General features: G+C 77.1%; 15 protein-coding genes. 8 read left to right on the top strand and 7 right to left on the bottom strand.

The annotated features are described in order from the left end of the window. Entirely contained in the window at positions 1-1,350 is a 1,350-nt protein-coding gene (locus AC1WTP_RS17300; protein ID WP_481650284.1) for an extracellular solute-binding protein, read from the bottom strand. Positions 1,351-1,513: 163 nt separating this feature from the next. On the opposite strand from AC1WTP_RS17300, the gene AC1WTP_RS17305 reads away from it, so the two are divergent. Beyond that, positions 1,514-2,233 carry a sulfite exporter TauE/SafE family protein gene (locus AC1WTP_RS17305; RefSeq protein WP_481650285.1) on the top strand — a complete coding sequence of 240 codons (720 nt, stop codon included), beginning with the start codon at positions 1,514-1,516 and terminating at the stop codon, positions 2,231-2,233. Between the two features lie 63 nt (positions 2,234-2,296). Here the strand turns inward: AC1WTP_RS17305 and AC1WTP_RS17310 are convergent, their stop codons facing one another. The 4 genes from AC1WTP_RS17310 to AC1WTP_RS17325 form a co-directional block, all read right to left on the bottom strand. After that, positions 2,297-5,656, bottom strand: coding sequence for an error-prone DNA polymerase (locus AC1WTP_RS17310; RefSeq protein ID WP_481650286.1), 3,360 nt, complete (start codon positions 5,654-5,656; stop codon positions 2,297-2,299). A gap of 198 nt (positions 5,657-5,854) precedes the next feature. Beyond that, the gene (locus AC1WTP_RS17315; RefSeq protein WP_481650287.1) at positions 5,855-7,669 is read right to left on the bottom strand and encodes a DNA polymerase Y family protein; all 1,815 of its coding nucleotides are present in this window, start codon (positions 7,667-7,669) and stop codon (positions 5,855-5,857) included. Beyond that, a complete protein-coding gene (locus AC1WTP_RS17320; RefSeq protein ID WP_481650288.1) occupies positions 7,666-8,460 on the bottom strand; it encodes a hypothetical protein in 795 nt (264 codons plus the stop codon). Before AC1WTP_RS17320 ends, AC1WTP_RS17315 begins: the two co-directional genes overlap by 4 nt. A 90-nt stretch (positions 8,461-8,550) precedes the next feature. Then, positions 8,551-9,000, bottom strand: coding sequence for an SAV_6107 family HEPN domain-containing protein (locus AC1WTP_RS17325; RefSeq protein ID WP_481650289.1), 450 nt, complete (start codon positions 8,998-9,000; stop codon positions 8,551-8,553). Positions 9,001-9,622: 622 nt separating this feature from the next. Between AC1WTP_RS17325 and AC1WTP_RS17330 the strand changes: the two genes are divergently transcribed. The 6 genes from AC1WTP_RS17330 to AC1WTP_RS17355 all read left to right on the top strand — a co-directional run bounded on the left by AC1WTP_RS17330 (position 9,623) and on the right by AC1WTP_RS17355 (position 15,045). Then, positions 9,623-10,111: a YbaK/EbsC family protein gene (locus tag AC1WTP_RS17330; protein WP_481650290.1), complete on the top strand. Its 489-nt coding sequence runs from the start codon at positions 9,623-9,625 to the stop codon at positions 10,109-10,111. After that, on the top strand, positions 10,108-10,857 hold the full coding sequence (locus tag AC1WTP_RS17335) for a monooxygenase (RefSeq protein ID WP_481650291.1): 750 nt from the start codon (positions 10,108-10,110) through the stop codon (positions 10,855-10,857). The genes AC1WTP_RS17330 and AC1WTP_RS17335 overlap by 4 nt, the downstream gene beginning before the upstream one ends. Beyond that, the gene (locus tag AC1WTP_RS17340) at positions 10,854-11,450 is read left to right on the top strand and encodes a GNAT family N-acetyltransferase (protein WP_481650292.1); all 597 of its coding nucleotides are present in this window, start codon (positions 10,854-10,856) and stop codon (positions 11,448-11,450) included. Before AC1WTP_RS17335 ends, AC1WTP_RS17340 begins: the two co-directional genes overlap by 4 nt. Beyond that, positions 11,447-12,343: a carotenoid biosynthesis protein gene (locus tag AC1WTP_RS17345; RefSeq protein WP_481650293.1), complete on the top strand. Its 897-nt coding sequence runs from the start codon at positions 11,447-11,449 to the stop codon at positions 12,341-12,343. Before AC1WTP_RS17340 ends, AC1WTP_RS17345 begins: the two co-directional genes overlap by 4 nt. Positions 12,344-12,419: 76 nt before the next feature. Continuing rightward, entirely contained in the window at positions 12,420-13,547 is a 1,128-nt protein-coding gene (locus AC1WTP_RS17350; protein WP_481650294.1) for a glycosyltransferase family 2 protein, read from the top strand. Between the two features lie 10 nt (positions 13,548-13,557). Beyond that, the gene (locus tag AC1WTP_RS17355; RefSeq protein WP_481650295.1) at positions 13,558-15,045 is read left to right on the top strand and encodes a phytoene desaturase family protein; all 1,488 of its coding nucleotides are present in this window, start codon (positions 13,558-13,560) and stop codon (positions 15,043-15,045) included. A 9-nt stretch (positions 15,046-15,054) separates the two neighbouring features. On the opposite strand, the gene AC1WTP_RS17360 is transcribed toward AC1WTP_RS17355, so the two are convergent. Both AC1WTP_RS17360 and metF read right to left on the bottom strand, forming a co-directional pair. Continuing rightward, a complete protein-coding gene (locus AC1WTP_RS17360; RefSeq protein ID WP_481650296.1) occupies positions 15,055-15,747 on the bottom strand; it encodes a CDP-alcohol phosphatidyltransferase family protein in 693 nt (230 codons plus the stop codon). Positions 15,748-15,791: 44 nt separating this feature from the next. Next, positions 15,792-16,709, bottom strand: coding sequence for a methylenetetrahydrofolate reductase [NAD(P)H] (gene metF, locus AC1WTP_RS17365; RefSeq protein WP_481650297.1), 918 nt, complete (start codon positions 16,707-16,709; stop codon positions 15,792-15,794). A gap of 275 nt (positions 16,710-16,984) precedes the next feature. On the opposite strand from metF, the gene AC1WTP_RS17370 reads away from it, so the two are divergent. After that, positions 16,985-18,508: an NsdA family TPR-like regulatory protein gene (locus AC1WTP_RS17370; protein ID WP_481650298.1), complete on the top strand. Its 1,524-nt coding sequence runs from the start codon at positions 16,985-16,987 to the stop codon at positions 18,506-18,508.

The raw sequence follows: 18,508 nt of genomic DNA on the forward strand, positions 1-18,508 counted from the left end.
CTACTTCGACGCCTTGTCCAGCGCGGCGGTGGCCTCCTGCTGGGCCCGGGCCAGCGCCTCGGCCGGCTGGGCCTGCCCGGCGAGCACCCGGTTCACCGCGTCGTACCAGGCCTTGTCGAACTCGGCGCCGGCCGGCGAGGCCGGCATGGCGAAGGCGGCGTCCTGCACCGACCGGATGGTCGCCACGGCGTCGTCGAAGCGCTTGTTCCCGGTCGGCTGGTACAACTCGTCGAAGATCTTGTTGTCGGCGGTGAGGTTGCCGGTCCAGACGCCGGTGAACGGCTGACCGGCGGCCTTGCGGGCGTCCGCCCGGGCCTTCGCGGCGGCGACCCAGGTGTCGGTGGCGGTCATCTGCTCGACGAAGGCGCACGCGGCGTCGGGGTTCTTCGCCCCCTTGATGATCACCCAGGCCTGGCCGGAGGACATGGTCAACGGCTTGCCCTGCCGGTCGACGAACGGCTTGACCACCAGTTCGGCCTTCGGGCTGTTCTTGGCGGCCTGGTTGAGGAACCACTCCTCCATCGGCCAGACGGCGATCTGGTTCCTGGCGAGCGGGTTCTCGGCACCGAAGAAGTCGAAGGTGTCCCGGAACGACTTGAACCTGCCGAACCCGCCCTGGTCCTGGATGAGCCGCAGGCCGGTGGTCAGCGCCTCGACCACCTTCGGGTCGGTGAGGTTCGCCCTGGTCCCGTCCGCCGAGATCATCTCGGCCCCGTTGGCCCTGGCCCACATCGGCAGGAACTCCGGGATCTTCGGGTCGATGCCGATCCGGGAGAGCCGTCCGCCGGAGACGGTGGCCAGCTTCGCGTTGAGCGCCGGCAGGGACGCCCAGTCGGCCAGGTCGACGTCGTCGGCGGTCAGCCCGGCCTGGCGCAGCAGCGCCTCGTTGAGGTAGACCACCCGGACGCTGGAGAACTCGGGGATGCCGTAGACGGTGCCGTCCAGGGTGACCTGCTCCTTCGCGGCCGGGCGGTACTGCGCCAGGTCGATGCCCTGCTTCTCGACGCAGTCGGTGAGCGGCTGGATCGAGCCGCGCTTGGCGTACGTGCCGATCAGCTTCCGGTCCATGTACACCAGGTCCGGCGGGTTGCCCGAGGCGACCGCGGAGAGGAACTGCTGCTCGTCGAAGGCACCCTCGGTGATCTTGAGGTCGACGTCCGGGTGGTCGCGCTTGAACGCCTCGACCCGGGTGCTGGCGATCTCGTCGGAGAGGCCGAAGCCCATGGTGCTCAACGTGCCGCTGGTGGCGGTGCCGCCACCGCCGCTGTCGCCGCCGCCGACTCCCCCGCAACCGTTGACGGCCAGGGCGAGCACCCCGGCGAGCGCGGTCGCCCGCAGTATCCGTGACATGGCATCCTCCCGGGACCGCGCGGGCCACCCTGCCCGCGCGGACCAGCAGTTCTCCGGTTCGCGGAAACTTCAAACCCCGCCGACGGCGGATCGGCGTGTGGTGCGGATCTCCGCCGGAGCGGGCCGGCGTTCGGCCCACCGCCGGCCCGGTCAGGCTGGGCGCATGCTCCTGCTGGTCACCGCGTTCGGCATCGTGCTGCTCGGGGCCTTCGCCCAGGCGGTCAGCGGCTTCGGCTACGCGCTGGTGACCGTGCCGCTGCTGGCCGCCGCGATCGATCCGCGCAGCGCGGTGGTGGTCTCGGCGCTGACCGGCATCGGGCTGACCCTGGTGGCGGCCGTCCGGGAACGCGCGTACGCCCGGTGGCGGATCGCGGCGGCGCTGGCCGGGACCGCCCTGCTCGGCCTGCCCCTCGGCCTGCTGGTGCTCGCGCGGGCACCGGAACGGGCGCTCGGCGCGGTGATCGCGGTGGTGGTGCTGGGTTGCGTCGCCCTGGTCTGGTCCGGCGTCCGGATCCGCACCGGCCCGGTCGGGCTCAGCGTCGTCGGGGTGCTCGTCGGGGTGCTCACCGCCGCCACCGGCACCAACGGACCGCCGCTGGTGGCCGCGTTCCACTCCCTCGGCTACGACCCGCGCACCTTCCGGGCCACCCTGGCCGCGACGTTCACCGGCACCGGACTGATGGGGTTGGCCGGGTTCGCCGCGACCGGTCAGGTGCACCTCGACGTGGCGCGGACCGCCCTGGTCGCGCTGCCCGCCGTGCCCCTGGGCTGGTGGCTGGGAAACCGGCTGTTCCACCGGATCGATCCGGTGCTGTTCCGGCGGATCGTGCTGATCGGGCTGCTCGGCAGCGCCGGCACCGCCCTCGCCGGCCTGGCCGGCTGAGGCGGAGGTGACCGCACGGGCGGACGTGGTGCCGCCCGGCCCGGATGCCGCGCCGCCGGCGGGTCAGCGGAAGTCGCGGGAGGCCGGGCTGACCGGCGGCTCGATCGCGTCCAGCCGGTCGGCGTCGAGGTTGAGCACGCCCTCGTGCCGCTGCAACCGGCCCCGCACCACCAGCCCGGCGCTGGTCCGGGCCACCCGCCGGTAGCGCTGCCACAGCCCCGGCGAGCAGGTGACGTTGAGCATGCCGGTCTCGTCCTCCAGGTTGAGGAAGGTGACCCCGCCGGCCGTGGCCGGGCGCTGCCGGTGGGTGACGATCCCGCCGACCCGGATCCGCTGGCCCGGCTCCACCCGGCCGAGCCGGGCGATCGGCACCGCGCCAACGGCGTCGAGCTGGGGGCGGATGAAACGGGCCGGGTGGGTCTCCGGGGAGAGCCCGGTGGCCCAGACGTCGGCAACCAGCCGGTCCACCGCCTCCATGCCGGGCAGGGTCGGCGGGGTCGCCCCGGTGATCGTGCCGGGCAGCCGGCCGGGCCGGTCCTGGGCCGCCGCCCCGGCGGCCCAGAGCGCCTGCCGCCGGGTGAGCCCGAAGCAGGCGAAGGCGTCCGCGGTGGCCAGCGCCTCCAGCTGCGCGGCGGTGAGACCCACCCGCCGGGCCAGGTCCGGCATGTCGCGGTACGGCCCGCGCGCCGTCCGCTCGGCCTCGATCCGCTCGGCCACCTCGTCGCCGAGGGTACGCACGCCGGACAGTCCCAGCCGGACGGCCGGCCCGTCCAGCCCCCAGGCGTGCGGCGGCTCCCCCGGCTCGCTGCCCCACCGGGTCCGCGGGGTGGACTCCAGCACCGCCTTGGCGCCGCTGGCGTTGATGTCCGGCCGGCGTACCTCCACCCCGTGCCGGCGGGCGTCGTCGACCAGGGTCTGCGGCGAGTAGAAGCCCATCGGCTGGGCGTTGAGCAGCGCGGCCAGGAACGGAGCCGGGTGGTAGCGCTTGAGCCAGGAGCTGGCGTAGACCAGGTAGGCGAAGCTCATCGCGTGGCTCTCCGGGAAGCCGTAGCTGGCGAACGCGGAGAGCTTGCGGTAGACGTCGTCGGCCAGCTCGCCGGTGATGCCCCGCTCGGCCATCCCGGCGTAGAGCCGGTCGGCGATCCGGGCCATCCGCTCGGCGGAGCGCTTGGCGCCCATCGCCCGACGCAACTGGTCGGCCTCGGCGGCGTCGAAACCGGCCAGGTCGATGGCGAGCTGCATCAGCTGCTCCTGGAACAGCGGCACGCCGAGGGTCTTCTCCAGCGCGTTGCGCATCAGCGGGTGGGCGTACTCCACCGGCTCCTGGCCGTTCTTGCGCCGGATGTACGGGTGCACCGAGCCGCCCTGGATCGGGCCGGGACGGATCAGCGCCACCTCGACCACCAGGTCGTAGAAGACCCGCGGCTTGAGCCGGGGCAGGGTGGCCATCTGGGCCCGGCTCTCCACCTGGAACACCCCGACCGAGTCGGCCCGGCAGAGCATGTCGTAGACCTCCGGGTCGTCCAGCGTCATGTCACCCAGGTCGAGACTCATCCCGATCATGTCGTAGCCGTAGTGCAGCGCGGAGAGCATGCCGAGCCCGAGCAGGTCGAACTTGACCAGGCCGACCGCGGCGCAGTCGTCCTTGTCCCACTGGAGCACGCTGCGGCCGGGCATCCGCCCCCACTCCACCGGGCAGACCTCGATCACCGGCCGGTCGCAGATCACCATCCCGCCGGAGTGGATGCCCAGGTGCCGGGGGAACGTCTGCAGCTCGTTGGCGTACGCGACGACCTGCTCGGGGATGTCCTCCACGTCGACCGTGGCGACCGTGCCCCAGCGGTCGATCTGCTTGCTCCAGGCGTCCTGCTGGCCGGGAGAGAAACCGAACGCCTTGGCCACGTCCCGCACCGCCGAGCGGGGACGGTAGGAGATGACGTTGGCGACCTGGGCGGTGTGCTCCCGGCCGTAGCGGGCGTAGACGTGCTGGATCACCTCCTCCCGGCGGTCGGACTCGATGTCCACGTCGATGTCCGGCGGGCCGTCCCGCTCCGGGGCGAGGAAGCGCTCGAAGAGCAGCCGGTGCCGGACCGCGTCGACGTTGGTGATCCGCAGCGCGTAGCAGACCGCCGAGTTCGCCGCCGAGCCCCGGCCCTGGCAGTAGATGTCCTGCTTCCGGCAGAACGCGACGATGTCGTAGACGACCAGGAAGTAGCCGGGGAAGCCCAGCTCCTCGATCATGTCCAGCTCGTGCTCGAGCTGCTCGTACGCCCTCGGGTGCGCCGCCCGCGGGCCGTAGCGCTCCCGGGCGCCCTCGTAGGTCAGGTGGCGCAGCCAGCTCATCTCGGTGTGCCCCGGCGGCACCGGGTACGCCGGCAGCCGGGGCGCGACCAGCTGGAGGTCGAAGGCGAGTTCGGCGCCGAACTCGGCGGCCCGGGCCACCGCGCCCGGGTACCCGGCGAACCGGGCCGCCATCTCGGCGCCGCTGCGCAGGTGGGCGGTGGCCGCCGCGGGCAGCCAGCCGTCGATCTCGTCCAGGCTGCGCCGGGCCCGGACAGCGGCCACGGTGGTGGCCAGCCGGCGCCGGGCGGGGGTGGCGTAGTGCACGTTGTTGGTGGCCACCGTGGGCAGGCCGGCCGCCGCGGCCAGGTCGGCGAGCGCGTCGTTGCGGTCGGCGTCGACCGGGTGCCCGTGGTCGGTGAGCTCCACCGCGACCGTCTCCGCGCCGAAGAGCGCGGTCAGCCGGTCCAGCTCACGGGCGGCCGCGTCGACCCCCTCGGTGAGCAGCGCCGCCGGCACGTGGCCCTTGCGGCAGCCGGTGAGCACCAGCACGTGGTCGCGCAGCTCGGCGGCGACCTCCTCCAGCTCGCCGTAGACCGGACGGCCCTTCTCCCCGCCGCGCAGCTGGGCGCGGGCGATGGTGGCGGCCAGCCGGGCGTACCCCTCGTGGCCGTGGGCGAGCACCAGCAGGTGCCGGCCGAGCGGGTCGGGCTCACCGTTCTGCGGGCCGGGCAGGCCGAGCGACAACTCGGCGCCGAAGATCGTCGGCAGGTGCAGCGCGCGGGCCGCCTCGGCGAACCGGACCACCCCGTAGAAGCCGTCGTGGTCGGTGACGGCGAGCGCGGTGAGCCCCAGCCGGGCCGCCTCCTCGGCCAGCTCCTCCGGGTGGCTGGCGCCGTCGAGGAAGCTGAAGTTGGTGTGCGCGTGCAGCTCGGCGTACGGCACCGCGTCGTCCGGGCGGGCCAGCTCGGGCGGCCGGTACTGCTGCCGCTTGCGGGTCCAGGCCGGGGAGTCCCCGCCGTCGGCGTCGACGGCCAACGGGTCCACCACGTGCAGGTGCCGCTCCGGCCGGTCCCCACCGGCCCGGCCGGAGAGCACCCGTTCCAGCTCCGACCAGGGCAGCTTGGGGTTGTGGAAGCTCATCCGGCCGACCTGCGGACCTTCCGCCACGAGGGTGATACCTGTGAGTCATCAATATGACTCTCAGGTATCACCCTTCCAGCCGACAGGCGCCGGAGGACGAGCTGCCGGTCGGGCATCGTCCTGCGCCGCCGGCATCCGGCGGCCGACCCGGCGATGCCCCCGGCCCGCGGGCGTCCGCCGACCGGTGCGTCGGAGCGCTCAGTCATAGATCGCCTCCACCAGCCACTGCCCCGCCTCGACGGCCAGCAGCAGGGCGGCGCCGTCGGCGAGGCAGACCTGGAACCGGGCCCGGCGCCGGGCCTCGGCCGGCGCCCACCAGCGCTCGTCGACCGGCCACGGGCCGGCCCAGCCGGCGATCTCGGCCGGTCTGGCCGTGCCGACGGTGAGCCGGGCCGGGGCGGAGCTCAGCTGGAGCCGCGCGCTGACCACGACCGGTTCGCCGGCGGCGTCGTGCACGGTGGCGGCGAGCGGTTGGGGCAGCACCACGGCCGGTGCGGGTGGCGGAAGCTGGCCCGGCCACGGCGGCTCGCTCCGCCCCGCCGACCGGCCCGACCGCGCCGACCGCGCCGACCCGCCCCGGCCCGGTTGCGCCCCCTGACCCGACGACGTCGCCCGCCCCGACGACACCGACCCGCCCGACGACACCGGCCCGCCCGGCGACGCGGGCCCGCCCGGCGGCACCGATCCGCCCGACGACACCGGCCCGCCCGGCGACGCGGGCCCGCCCAGGGACATCGGCCGGCCGGGGCGGGTCGGGAGCCGTTCGTCCCCCCACGGCACCAGGCGCACCTGGTCGGCCGGGGACCGTCCGCCGCCGAGCACCGCGGTGACCACCGCCTCGGGACCGAGGATGCCCTGCACCCGGCTCAACGCCCGGTGCGCCCGCTCGCGCTCCTCACCGGCCTCCCCCCACAGGCCGGGTTGCAGGCCGGCCTGGGCGATCACCCCGTCCGGGACCAGCCGCAGCCGGATGATGCCGGCCGTCGGCCGGGCCGGGCGGGCCCCGGCCCGGCCGTTGCTGCCGGAGAGCCACCCGTCGAGCTGCCAGCGCACCCGGTCGGCGATGGCCGCGGCGGTGAGCAGGCCGTCGTGCCGCCAGACCCGGTGCAGCTCCTGGCCGTGCGCGGTGACCGCCTCGATGCCGAGCCGGGTGCAGGCCAGCCCGTGCCCGGCGAGCCGGTCGTGCAACTGCTCGGCCAGCGCGCGGGCGGCGAAGGCCGCGGCGTCGACCCGGTCGAGCGGCTCGTCGTACCCGGCGGTGACCGCCAGGTCGACCGGGGGCTGCCGGACGGCGAGCGGGCGGTGGTCCCGCCCGGCGGCGAGCCGGTGGGCCAGCGCGCCGTCGAAGCCGAACCGGGCCAGCACGTCGCCGGCCGGCAGCGCGGCGAAGTCGGCGAGGGTGCGAACGCCGAGCCGGCGCAGCAGGTCGGCCAGCGCCGGGCGGCCGAGCGCCTCCACCGGCAGCGCGGCGAGGAACTCCGGCGTGCCGCCGGGCGGGACCACCCGGCCGCTGCGCGCGGCCAGCCCGGCCGCGAAGACCCCCTCGGCGATGCCGACCTGGCTCTCCACCGCGCAGGTCTGGGCCACGTGCTCGACGATCCGCTCGGCGGCCGCCTCCTCCCCACCGAGGTAGCGGGCCGGGCCGCGGGCCGCCACCGCGCAGGCGCCGGGGCGGACCACCTCGACCCCGGCGACCAGTTCCTCGACCGCGGCGACCACCGGCTCGAACGCCCGGGCGTCCCGCCCCGGGTCGTGGTCGACGACGGTGAGCTGCGGGCACCGCCCCTGCGCCTCCCGCCGGCGCAGCCCGCGGCGCACCCCCTCGGCACGGGCCCGCTCGGAGCAGGCGATCACCCGGTTGGCGTGCAGCACCGCCACCGGGTCGGTGGCGGGCACCCCGTCGACGATCTCGGCGGCGAGCACCGGCCAGTCCGGGCACCAGAGCAGCAGGGTCCGCACCGGCCCGTCCCCCCGGGCCGGCGGCGCGGCGGGCCGGTCGGCCGCGTCGCTCATGCCGGACCGACCAGGGTGAGCGTGCCGCGCCGCCCGGCGGGAGCGGACGGGCCGACCAGGGGCACCGGGCGGAGCCGGCCGGCGGCCGACCGGCCGGTGGCGGAGGCGACGGAGGCGACGGCCGGTCGGGGGATGACCCGGGTGAGCCCGTCCCCGGGCAGCCAGACCTTGACCTCCCTGGGCCGGGCGGCGGCCCCGCGCCCGCGCGCCGAGACGGTGACCTCCCGGCGGCGCAGCCGCCCGCGACCCGGCCCGAGCCCCTCCCAGACCCCCCGGACCACCTGCAACGTCACGTCCGCGCCGTCCCACCGGCCGTACGGGACGAGCACACTGCCCCGCTGGCGGGCCCGGGCGGCCAGCCGGTTGGCGACCGAGGCGGAGACCGTGGCCGGCACGGCGGTGACCACGACGTCCACCCCGTCGATCAGCGCGGCGACGACGGTGGCCCACTCCGGACCGGGGTTGGGCACCAGGGCGAGCCGGTCCAGGGCGATGCCGTACTCGGCGGCCGCTCCCGCGCCGAACGTCGGCACTCCGACCACGGCGCACCACGAGCCGGCCCGGGACGCCTCGGCGAGCAGCGCCAGGACCAGCGAGGTGCCGCCGCTGCGCCGGGGCTGGCCGGTGGCGATCGCGACGGTGCTGCCGCGGCGCAGCCCGCGGTTGGGTAGCAGGCCGGTCAGTTCCGGGGCCACCGGCAGCACCCGGTGGCCGCCCGCCGGGTCCGGCGCGCTCGCCGGACGGACCAGACCGGCCAGTGCGGCGGAACCGACCACCATGCGGCCCGCCATCGGACCTACCCCCCGTCGTGCTGTTCGGATCAGATGTGCGCGTGGCGCCCCGGCCGCCCGGCTCCCCCCGCCGGACGGCCGGGTGCCACGTCAGGCGGCCAGACCGTCGAGTGCCGGTTGGTGGGCCACGCCGAGCGCGGTCTCCACCACCGTGACGAACTGCTCGGCGGCGCGCAGCAGGTCGTCGGCCTCCCGGGCGGTCACCACCCGGGGGATGCCGGCCTCGGCGGCGGCCCGCTTGCCGGCGCCGGCGGCGAAGAACCGGGCCCACTCGTCGAGCTCGGGGGCGACCCCGGTGAGCAGGACCCAGACGCTGGTGATCCGGTTGCGCCGGGTCGGCGCGGGGCGGGCCCGGGCGGCGAGCAGGGCCGCGGCGGCGCGCAGCGCGGCCAGGTGGGCGGCCGCGTAACGGAGGCCGTCGGGACGGGTCCGGGCGGCCTCGGCCAGCCCCTGGCGGGCCACCGCGAGCAGCTGGGCGGGGGTGCGGTGCGGCAGCACGTGCGCCGGCACCGTCGGTGCCTGAGCCGGGTTGGTCGGCATGGGACTGTCTCCTCCACGTGGCCGGGTCGCCACCCCACCGCGACGGACGGATCCGCCGGCGGGGCGCCGGGTCGAGTGGTGCGGAGGAAGACGCACCGGATGGGGGCCGGCCGGGTGTGGACGCTTCCCCACACCACACCCGGCCGGCGTACCGGCGGGTTCGTCGCCCGCCGCCCGGGGGTCGTGGGCGGCGGGCGACGCTCCTGCCTTGACGGGACCGGGCTCGCGACTGCCCGGAACCCAGGTGCGGCCCGCGGAGCCGCACCGCCCGGAGCCGGCGCCGCGAAACACCGCTCCGGGCTGGTTGGAACGGGCGTTCGAGGCAATCGAACACTCGTTCTAACTGCTGCTGACAGTACACCCTCCCCCCGACGAAAATGCAACGTGTGACGCGCGGCCGGTCGACGGGGCGGGCCGCACGCCCGGTCCGGTCACCCATCGACGCGCCCCGGAACCGCCAGTTCGGCGCTGTGGCGGTATCCGAGCCACTTGGGCACCGCCATTTCGGCGACATTGAGTCGATCAAGGCCGCGGGCCGGGATCCGCCGGCCGGCCCAACCCGCACCGGGGCAACGGCGTGGCCGGGGTGAAGCGGCGGCCGGCGTCCGGGGAGAATGACGGCATGCAGCCACACCCGAACGTACGGGCGGTGCAGGACGCGCTCGACGGCGCCGGCGCACGGGACTCCTCCGGCGCGCCCAGCGCGGTCCGCCTGCTGCCCGAGGCGGTGCACACCGCCGCGGCCGCCGCCGAGGCGCTCGGCGTCGGCGTCGGCCAGATCGCCAACTCGCTCGTGTTCGAGGCCGACGGCGCGCCGCTGCTGGTGCTCACCTCCGGCGCGCACCGGGTGGACACCGCCGGGCTGGCCGCCTCCATCGGGGTCACCCGGCTGCGCCGGGCCACCCCCGACTTCGTCCGCGCGCACACCGGGCAGGTGATCGGCGGGGTGGCCCCGCTGGGTCACCCGCGAGCGCTGCGCACCCTGGTGGACAGCGCCCTCGAGGAGTACGGCGAGATCTGGGCCGCCGGCGGGGTGCCGCAGGCGGTCTTCCCCACCACGTACCCGGAGTTGCTCCGGATCACCGCCGGCACCCCGGCCGACGTGGCGTGAGCGACGCCGCCGGGGCCGTCCCGGACCTGGTCACCCTGCACGTGTGGCGGACCTCCCGGCCCGCGCTGCCCCGGGCGCTGGCCCGGATGGCGCTCGACCCGCGCCGGCTGCGCGCCGTGCCGGGCGTACGGTTCGGCAAGCTGCTCGGCACCGGGACCGGCACCGGCTTCGGGCCGGGTGACGCCGACCTGACCCGGTGGGCGGCGCTGGCGGTGTGGGACTCCCCCGCCGCCGCGGCCGGCTTCGACACCTCGCCGGTGGGCCGGGCCTGGGCCCGGATCGCCCGCTCGGCCGTCCGGCTCGACCTGCGCCCGCTGACCAGCCGGGGCGAGTGGTCCGGCCGCCGGCCGTTCGGCGAGCCGCCCGGCGGCCCGGTCGACGGCCCGGTGCTGGCGCTGACCCGGGCCCGGCTGCGCCCCCGCCGCGCGGTCACCTTCTGGCGGGCGGTCCCGCCGGTGGCCGCCGCCCTGCACGCCGCGCCCGGCCTGCTCGCCCGGTTCGGCGTCGGCGAGGCCCCGCTGGGCTGGCAGGGCACGGTGAGCGTGTGGCGCGACCCGACGGACCTGGTGTCGTTCGCGTACCGTCACCCGGAGCACCGCGCCGCGATCATGCGAACTCCCACCGAGGGGTGGTACGCGGAGGAACTCTTCGCGCGGTTCGCGGTGCGCGACGTGGTCGGCGACCGGACGGTGCTGGGGTGGGTCGCGGACGGCGACGCGGCGACGGTGAAGGGCGGGCGGGTATGAGGTTGGTGCGGTGGACACCGGACGATCTCGTCCGGCGGCTGGACGACGTGGTGGCCGTCTACGGCGAGGCGATGGGCTACCGCATCGACCTGCTGGAGGCCCGGCGCGGCTACATCGCCACCCACGTCCGCCGGCCCGGCTTCCGCGCCGTCGCCAGCCTGACCACCGAGGGGCACCTGGCCGGGTTCGGCTACGGCTACCTCGGCGCCCCCGGCCAGTGGTGGCACGACCAGGTCTGGCGGGCGCTGGACCCGGCCACCCGGCAGCGCTGGCTGACCGACTGCTTCGAGGTCGTCGAACTGCACGTCCGGCCGCCGGCGCAGGGGCACGGCCTGGGCGCGCGGCAGCTGCGCGCCCTGCTCACCATGGCGGAGGGGACGACCACCCTGCTCTCCACCCCGGAGGCCGACGAGCAGCGGTCCCGGGCCTGGCGGCTGTACCGGCGGTTCGGCTTCGTCGACATCCTGCGCGACTTCCACTTTCCCGGCGACGAGCGCCCGTTCGGCGTGCTCGGCCGCGACCTCCCCCTCCCGCCCCCCGGCCCGGCGTCGGCCCACTCCGCGCAGGCGCCGCCCGGCCCGGCCGCGCCATGAGCCGGCAGCGGATCTGCTGGGCGCTGCTGGCCGTGCTGGTGCTGGCGCAGATCTGCTACCCGCTGACCACCGGGACGACCCGGGCCCGGCTGACCGTGGCCACCGTGCTCCTCGGCTGGCTGCTCTCGGTCGGCCACGCGCTGCTCAGCCGGGGCGCGCGTACCGCGGCGGCGCTGGTCGCGGTGGCCACCGGTGGCGGGTTCGCGATCGAGGCGCTCGGGGTGGCCACCGGCTTCCCGTTCGGCAGCTACGACTACTCCGGGCAGCTGGGCCCGAAGCTGGCCGGGGTGCCGCTGGTCATCCCGCTGGCGTGGACCTGGATGGCCTGGCCGGCCTGGCTGGCCGCGGTCCGGCTCACCCGGGCCCCGGCCCCCGGCGGCGGCTGGTCGGCCCGGCGCACCGGCGGCGCACCGGCCGACGGCGGCCCGCCGGGCGGGTCCGGCCGGAGCGGCGTCCGGCGGATCGCGCTGGCCGCGCTCGGGCTGGCCACCTGGGACCTCTTCCTCGACCCGCAGATGGTGGCCGAGGGCCACTGGGTCTGGCGCGACGCCACCCCGGCGCTGCCCGGCCTGCCCGGCGTCCCGGTCAGCAACTACCTCGGTTGGCTGCTCTTCGCGGTGCTGCTGATGGCCGCGCTGCGCCCGCTGGCCGGGCCGGCGGTGGCGGGCACCGACCGGCGGGACCACCCGATGTTCGCGCTCTACCTGTGGACGTACGGCTCCAGCGTGCTGGCCCACGCGGTCTTCCTCGACCTGCCCGCCTCGGCGCTGTGGGGCGCGGTCGGCATGTCGGTCACCGCGCTGCCGCTGGCGGTGACGCTGCTGCGGGCCCGCCGCGAGGACCGGCCGGCGTCCCATCCGCCCCGGCGCGCCGACGCCGACGCGCCGGCATGAGCGAGCGGAGCGAGCGAATCATCGGGCTCAGCGCGATGGTGCCCCACGGCGGCACGCAGCGCGGCGGAGTGCCGTCATGAGCGCTGTCCTCGCGGTGCTGCTCGGCGTCGCCGCGCTGACCGCGCACACCCTGGTCAACGCCGGGTGCTGGCTGCGCCGACCGGCCGACCGGCCGGCCCCGGTCGACGAGCCGGTCGCGGTGCTGCTGCCGCTGCGCGACGAGGCCGCCCGGGTCACCCCGTGCCTGCGCGCGCTGCTCGCCCAGCGCGGCGTGCCGGGGCTGCGCGTCGTCGTGCTCGACGACGGGTCAACCGACGGCACCGCCGAGGTGGTCCGCGCGGTGGCCGGCGACGACCCCCGGGTCACCCTGCTGCGCGGGACCGCCCCGCCGCCGGGCTGGCTGGGCAAGCCGCACGCCTGCTGGCAGCTGGCCACCCGGGCCGACCCGGCGGCCACCGCGCTGGTCTTCGTCGACGCCGACGTGGTGCTCGCCCCGGACGCGGTGGCGGCGGCGGTCACCGAGCTGCGCGCCGCGCGGCTGACGCTGCTGTCGCCGTACCCGAGGATCCTGGTGGCGACGGCGGCGGACCGGCTGGTCCAGCCGTTGTTGCAGTGGCTGTGGCTGACCTTCCTGCCGCTGCGCGCGATGGAACGCTCGCCGCGGCCGGCGCTGGCCGCGGCCGGCGGGCAGTTCCTGGTGCTGGACCGGGCCGGCTACGAACGCGCCGGTGGGCACGTGGCGGTGGCCGACAAGGTGCTGGAGGACATCGAGCTGGCCCGGGCGGTCAAGCGCGCCGGCGGCCGGATCGCCCTCGCCGACGGCTCGCGGCTGGCCACCTGCCGGATGTACGACAACTGGCCGCAGCTGCGCGACGGCTACGCCAAGTCGCTCTGGGCCTCGTTCGGTCACCCCGGCGCGGCGGCCGTGGTGGTGACGCTGCTGCTCCTGCTCTACACCGCACCGCCGCTGCTGGCGGTGGTCGCGCTCGCCGCCGGGGCGCTGCCGGTGGCGGCGGCGGCCGCCGCCGCGTACCTGCTCGGGGTGGCCGGACGGGTGGTCACCGCCCGGTCGACCGGCGGCCGGTGGTGGCCCGACTCGCTGGCACACCCCGTGTCGGTCGTGGTCCTCGGTTGGCTGACCCTGCGGTCGTACCATCTGCGGAAGCGGCGCCGGCTGACCTGGCGGGGCCGCCCGGTCACCTAGGAGGCGCGGCATGGCGCGGATCGTGGTCGTCGGCGCCGGAGTGGGTGGGCTGGCCACCGCCGCCCGGCTGGCCACCACCGGGCACGAGGTCACCGTCTTCGAGCGGTCCGACACGGTGGGCGGCAAGCTCGGCCGCCACGTACGGGACACTCCGGCCGGGTCGTTCCACTTCGACACCGGGCCCAGCCTGCTCACCCTGCCCGAGTTCTTCCACGACCTGTTCGAGGCGACCGGGGCGAAGCTCGACGAGTACCTCGACCTCGCGCCGCTGGACCCGATCATCCGGCACGTCTTCCCCGACGGCGGCCCGACGCTGGACTCGTGCGCCGACCCGGCCGAGTTCGCCGCCCGGATCGGCACCGCCCTCGGCGACCGGGCCGCGGCGGACTGGCAGCGGCTGTGGCGCCGGGCCGGCCGGGTCTGGCAGGCGTCGCACCAGGACATCCTGCGCCGCGCGGTGGGCTCCCCGCGGGACCTGGCCGCGCTGGCCTGGCGGCTCGGCGACCTGGCCGCGATCGCCCCCGGCCGGAGCCTGCGCGGGCTGGGCCGCCGCCACCTGAGCGACCCGCGGCTGCGGATGCTGCTGGACCGGTACGCCACGTACACCGGCGCCGACCCGCGCCGGGCCCCGGCCGCGCTGGTCGCCGTCCCCTACGCCGAGCTGGCCTTCGGCGGCTGGTACCTGCGCGGCGGGCTGGGCACCCTCGCGGACGCGCTGCTGACCCGCTGCCTGGACCTCGGCGTGGTGGTGCAGACCGGCGCCGCGGTCACCCGGATCGACGCCGCCGGCGGGCGGGTGACCGGCGTACGCCTCGCCGGGGTCGCCGCGCCCGTCCCCGCCGACGTGGTGGTGGCCAACGCCGACGCGCTCACCGTCTACCGGGACCTGCTGCCCGACCCGCGCCGGCTGGCCGGGCTGACCGACCGCAGCCTGGCCGGCTTCGTGCTGCTGCTCGGGGTCGGCGGCGACTCCGGCCTGGCGCACCACACGGTGTTCTTCCCGGGCGACCACGACGCCGAGTTCGACGCGGTCTTCGGCGACCCGGGGCGCGGGGTGCGGGCCCGACCGGCGCCCGACCCGACGGTCTTCGTCACCGTGGCCGACGACCCGATGGTCCGCCCGGCCGGGCACGAGGCGTGGTTCGTGCTGGTCAACGCGCCCCGGCACGGCACCGCCGCCGGCGCCGTGGACTGGCGGCGGCCCGGGCTGGCCGAGGCGTACGCCGACCGGATCCTGGACGTGCTCGCCGCGCGCGGCGTCGACGTGCGGGACCGGCTGCTGTTCCGGGAGATCCGCACCCCGGCCGACCTGGACGCCGCGGCCGGCGCGCCCGGCGGGTCGATCTACGGCACGGCCGGCGGGCTGCTCCGCCCGGCCAACCGCGGCCCGGTGCGCGGCCTGTGGCTGGTCGGCGGCTCCAGCCACCCCGGCGGCGGCCTGCCGATGGTCACCCTCTCCGCGCAGATCGTCGCCGACGAGATCGGCCCCGCCTGGTAGGCCGCCGGGTCAGCCGGCGTCGAGCAGGGCGCGGCGGACGGCGGAGAGGAGCTGGCCCAGGCCGAAGGCGGCCAGCAGCACCCAGACGGCGGTGGCCATGGTGATGGTGCCGGCGGCGAGGTCCGGCTCGATCAGCCCGGTCAGCCCGGCGAGCAGCAGCCCGGCCAGGGCCACCGAGACCCGGGTGGGGCGCTCCCCCACGGTCACCGCGCCGAGCTCCCGCATGCCCGCGGCGACCGCCCGGGCCCGGACGTACTCGTGCAGCCAGGACAGCGCGCCGGCCGTGGCCACCAGCGCGCCCGGCGCGCCGACCAGCCAGAACGCGACCAGCCAGGCGACCTCGCCGAGCCGGTCGGCGACCGAGTCGTAGACGTAGCCGAGCCGGGTGGTCCGGCCGGTGGCCACCGCCACCGCGCCGTCGACGCTGTCCGCCACCGCGGCGAGCAGCACGAACAGCGCCCCGAGGAACGGCCCGTCCCCCGGGCGTACGGCGAACACCGGCACGCAGACGCAGAGCAGCACGCCGGCGACCGTCACCGCGGTCGGGCCGACGCGCAGCCGGCCGAGCACGTACCCGACGTGGTAGGCGAACCGCAGCCAGGCGCGCACCACCGGCGCCGCCACCCGGGGGTCGAACCCCCCGTGCAGCCGGGCCCAGGCGGTCGCGTAGTCGTCCCACTTCAGCTGCTGTGTGCCCACCACGGATCAACAGTCGCACCGCGGCCGAGGTGTCGCGGCCCGTACGCTCACACCCGCGCGCCCACCTGGAGGTTCTGCCAGACCTCGCGGGTGGCGGTGGAGCGGTTGAGGGTGATGAAGTGGATCCCCGGTACGCCCTCGTCGAGCAGCCGCCGGCACATCTCGCTGGCCTGCTCGATGCCGAGCCGGCGCACCGCCTCCGGATCGTCGGCGACCCGCTCGAACCGCTCCGCCAGCGCCGGCGGGAACGGCGCCCCGGAGAGCTGCACCGACCGCTCGATGGTGCCCATCTGGGTCACCGGCATCACGCCGGCCAGGATCGGGGTGTCGCAGCCGGCGGCCGCCACCCGGTCACGCAGCCGCAGGTAGTCGTCGGCGTCGAAGAACATCTGGGTGATCGCGAACTCGGCGCCGGCCCGGCACTTGCGGACGAAGTACGCGGTGTCGCTGGCCACGTCGGGCGAGCGCGGGTGCTTGTACGGGAAGGCGGCCACCCCGACGCTGAAGTCACCGGCGTCGCGGACCAGGCGGACCAGTTCCTCGGCGTAGAGCACGCCCTCGGGGTGGCGTACCCACTCCCCGCCCGGGTTGCCCGGCGGGTCGCCCCGCACGGCCAGCACGTTGCGCACGCCTACCCCGGCGAGCCGGCCGATCACGTGCCGCAGCTCGGCGACGGAGTGGTTGACCGCGGTCAGGTGGGCCATCGGCAGCAGGGTGGTCTCGGTGGCGATCCGCTCGGTGACCGAGACCGTGGTGTCCCGGGTCGACCCGCCCGCGCCGTAGGTGATCGAGACGAACGAGGGGCGCAGCGACTCCAGCTCGCGGATCGCCTGCCAGAGCAGCCGCTCGCCCTGGTCGGTCTTCGGCGGGAAGAACTCGAAGGAGAAGGTCGGCTGGCGGTCGCGGATCAGCTCCCCGATCGCCGGCTGCGGATTGGGGAGGACCGAGGGAAGACCGAGCGCCACGTGACGACTCTAGCGGGCGGCGCCGGTCAGACCCATGCCCTTCCCACCCCGTCGGGCACCCGGCCGACCGGCGCGCGACGGAAACTCGGACACCCGGCCGGCCGGCGCGCGACGGAAACGTCGTACCCCCGGAGTAGGCATGGGGGCAGCGCGGGTGGGCCGGCCGGGGACCGGCCGCACCGGGGGCGCGCGGGGGTCAGCAACCGATCGGCGGCGCGCCGGTCCCGCCCGGCGGGACGCGCCGCCGCCGTGCCGACGCCCGTCCGGGAGGACCGATGACGCCGTCCCCGCCCGGCCCGCAGCTGCTCGGGCCGCTGCTCGCCCAGCTCCGGCTGGCCCGCGGCTGGAGCCAGCCACGGCTGGCCGGCGAGCTCTGCGCCGCCGCCGGCGTGCCGACGCTCAGCCGGCACGAGGTCTCCCGGTGGGAGCGGCAGCTGCGCGTTCCCGGTGACTTCTGGCTCGGCTGGCTCGCCGTCGTCCTCGCGGTGCCGGTCGAGCTGCTGGCCACCGCCGCCGCCCGGTCCCGGGCCCTCGGCACGCCGCCGGCCGTCCGCGGCCGGGGCGCCCGGTCCCGGGCCGCGCTGCTCGCGCTGGCCCAGCGGTGGCTGGCCGATCCGCACGCCGCGCTGCTGGTCGCCGCGCCGCCGCGGCTGGCGGCGGAGCCCGGCCCGCCGGACGTCGGGCACCCGGCCGACCGGCCCGCCGCCCGGCCGGCCCCGCCGGGGGCCGGGCCACCGACCGCGGACCGGACCTGGCCGGGCCCCGCCGGGCCGGCCCGACTCCCGGTCGACGGGGGTACCCACGGCGGGGCGCCGCCCGCGCCGGTCCACCCCGACGCCTCGCTGACCGAGCTGCGCCGGCTCGACGACCTGTGCGGCGGGGCCGACCTGGCCGGGTTGGCGGCCGGCCGGATGCGCGCGGCGGCCCGGGCGCTGTCCGGGCGCGGCCCGCTGGCCCGCCGCCGGCTGCTGCCGGTGCTGGCCGAGTCCGCCCAGCTCGCCGGCTGGCTCGCCGCCGACGCCGGGGACCCGGTCGGCGGGCTGGACGCCTACCGCCTGGCGCTGCGGGCCGCCACGGCGGCCCGCGACGTCGCGCTCGCCGGGCACGTGCTCGGCTCGGCCAGCCACCTGCTGGCCGGCGTGGGCGACCCGGCCGGCGCGCTGGTGCTGGCCCGCACCGCGCACGCCGGGGCGCGCCGGCACGCCACCCCCGGCCTGCGGGCGCTGCTGCTGCACCGGGTGGCGCTGGCGGCCGCGCTCGACGGACGGGTGGCGGCGGCCCGGCAGGCCCTGGACGGGGCCCGGCGCGCGGGCGGCCCGCCGGAGCCGGGCCGGGAGCCGCCCTGGCTCTACTGGCTCGACGGCGCGGAGCTGGCGGCGATGACCGGGCGCACGCTCGTCGCGCTGGGCCGCCCCGGTCCGGCCGAGGCGCTGCTGGCCGCCGCCCGGCGGCGGGGACGGCCACGCAGCGCGGCGATCTACGGCGGCTGGCTGGCCCGGGGCTACCTGCAACTCGGCGAGGTCGAGAGGGCCTGCGCGGTGGCCGGTGAGGCACTGCTCGACGCGGTCCGCGCCGGCTCGCCCCGGGCGCTCGCCCAGCTGTCCGAGCTGCGCCGCCGGCTGGCCGGGCACCCGCACGAGCCGGCGGCCCGGCGGTACGCGGCGCTCGTGGCGGCGGCCGGGCCCTACCTGCCCCGTGCGCCGGGTCCGGCCCACCCCGGCGCGCCGGCGGGTCGCGGCACGGCGGCCGCGGCGCGTCGGATACCCACGGGTACGGCGGGTCGGACGCGGACCGGCTAG

It is taken from the genome of Micromonospora sp. R311 (genome assembly GCF_056780015.1).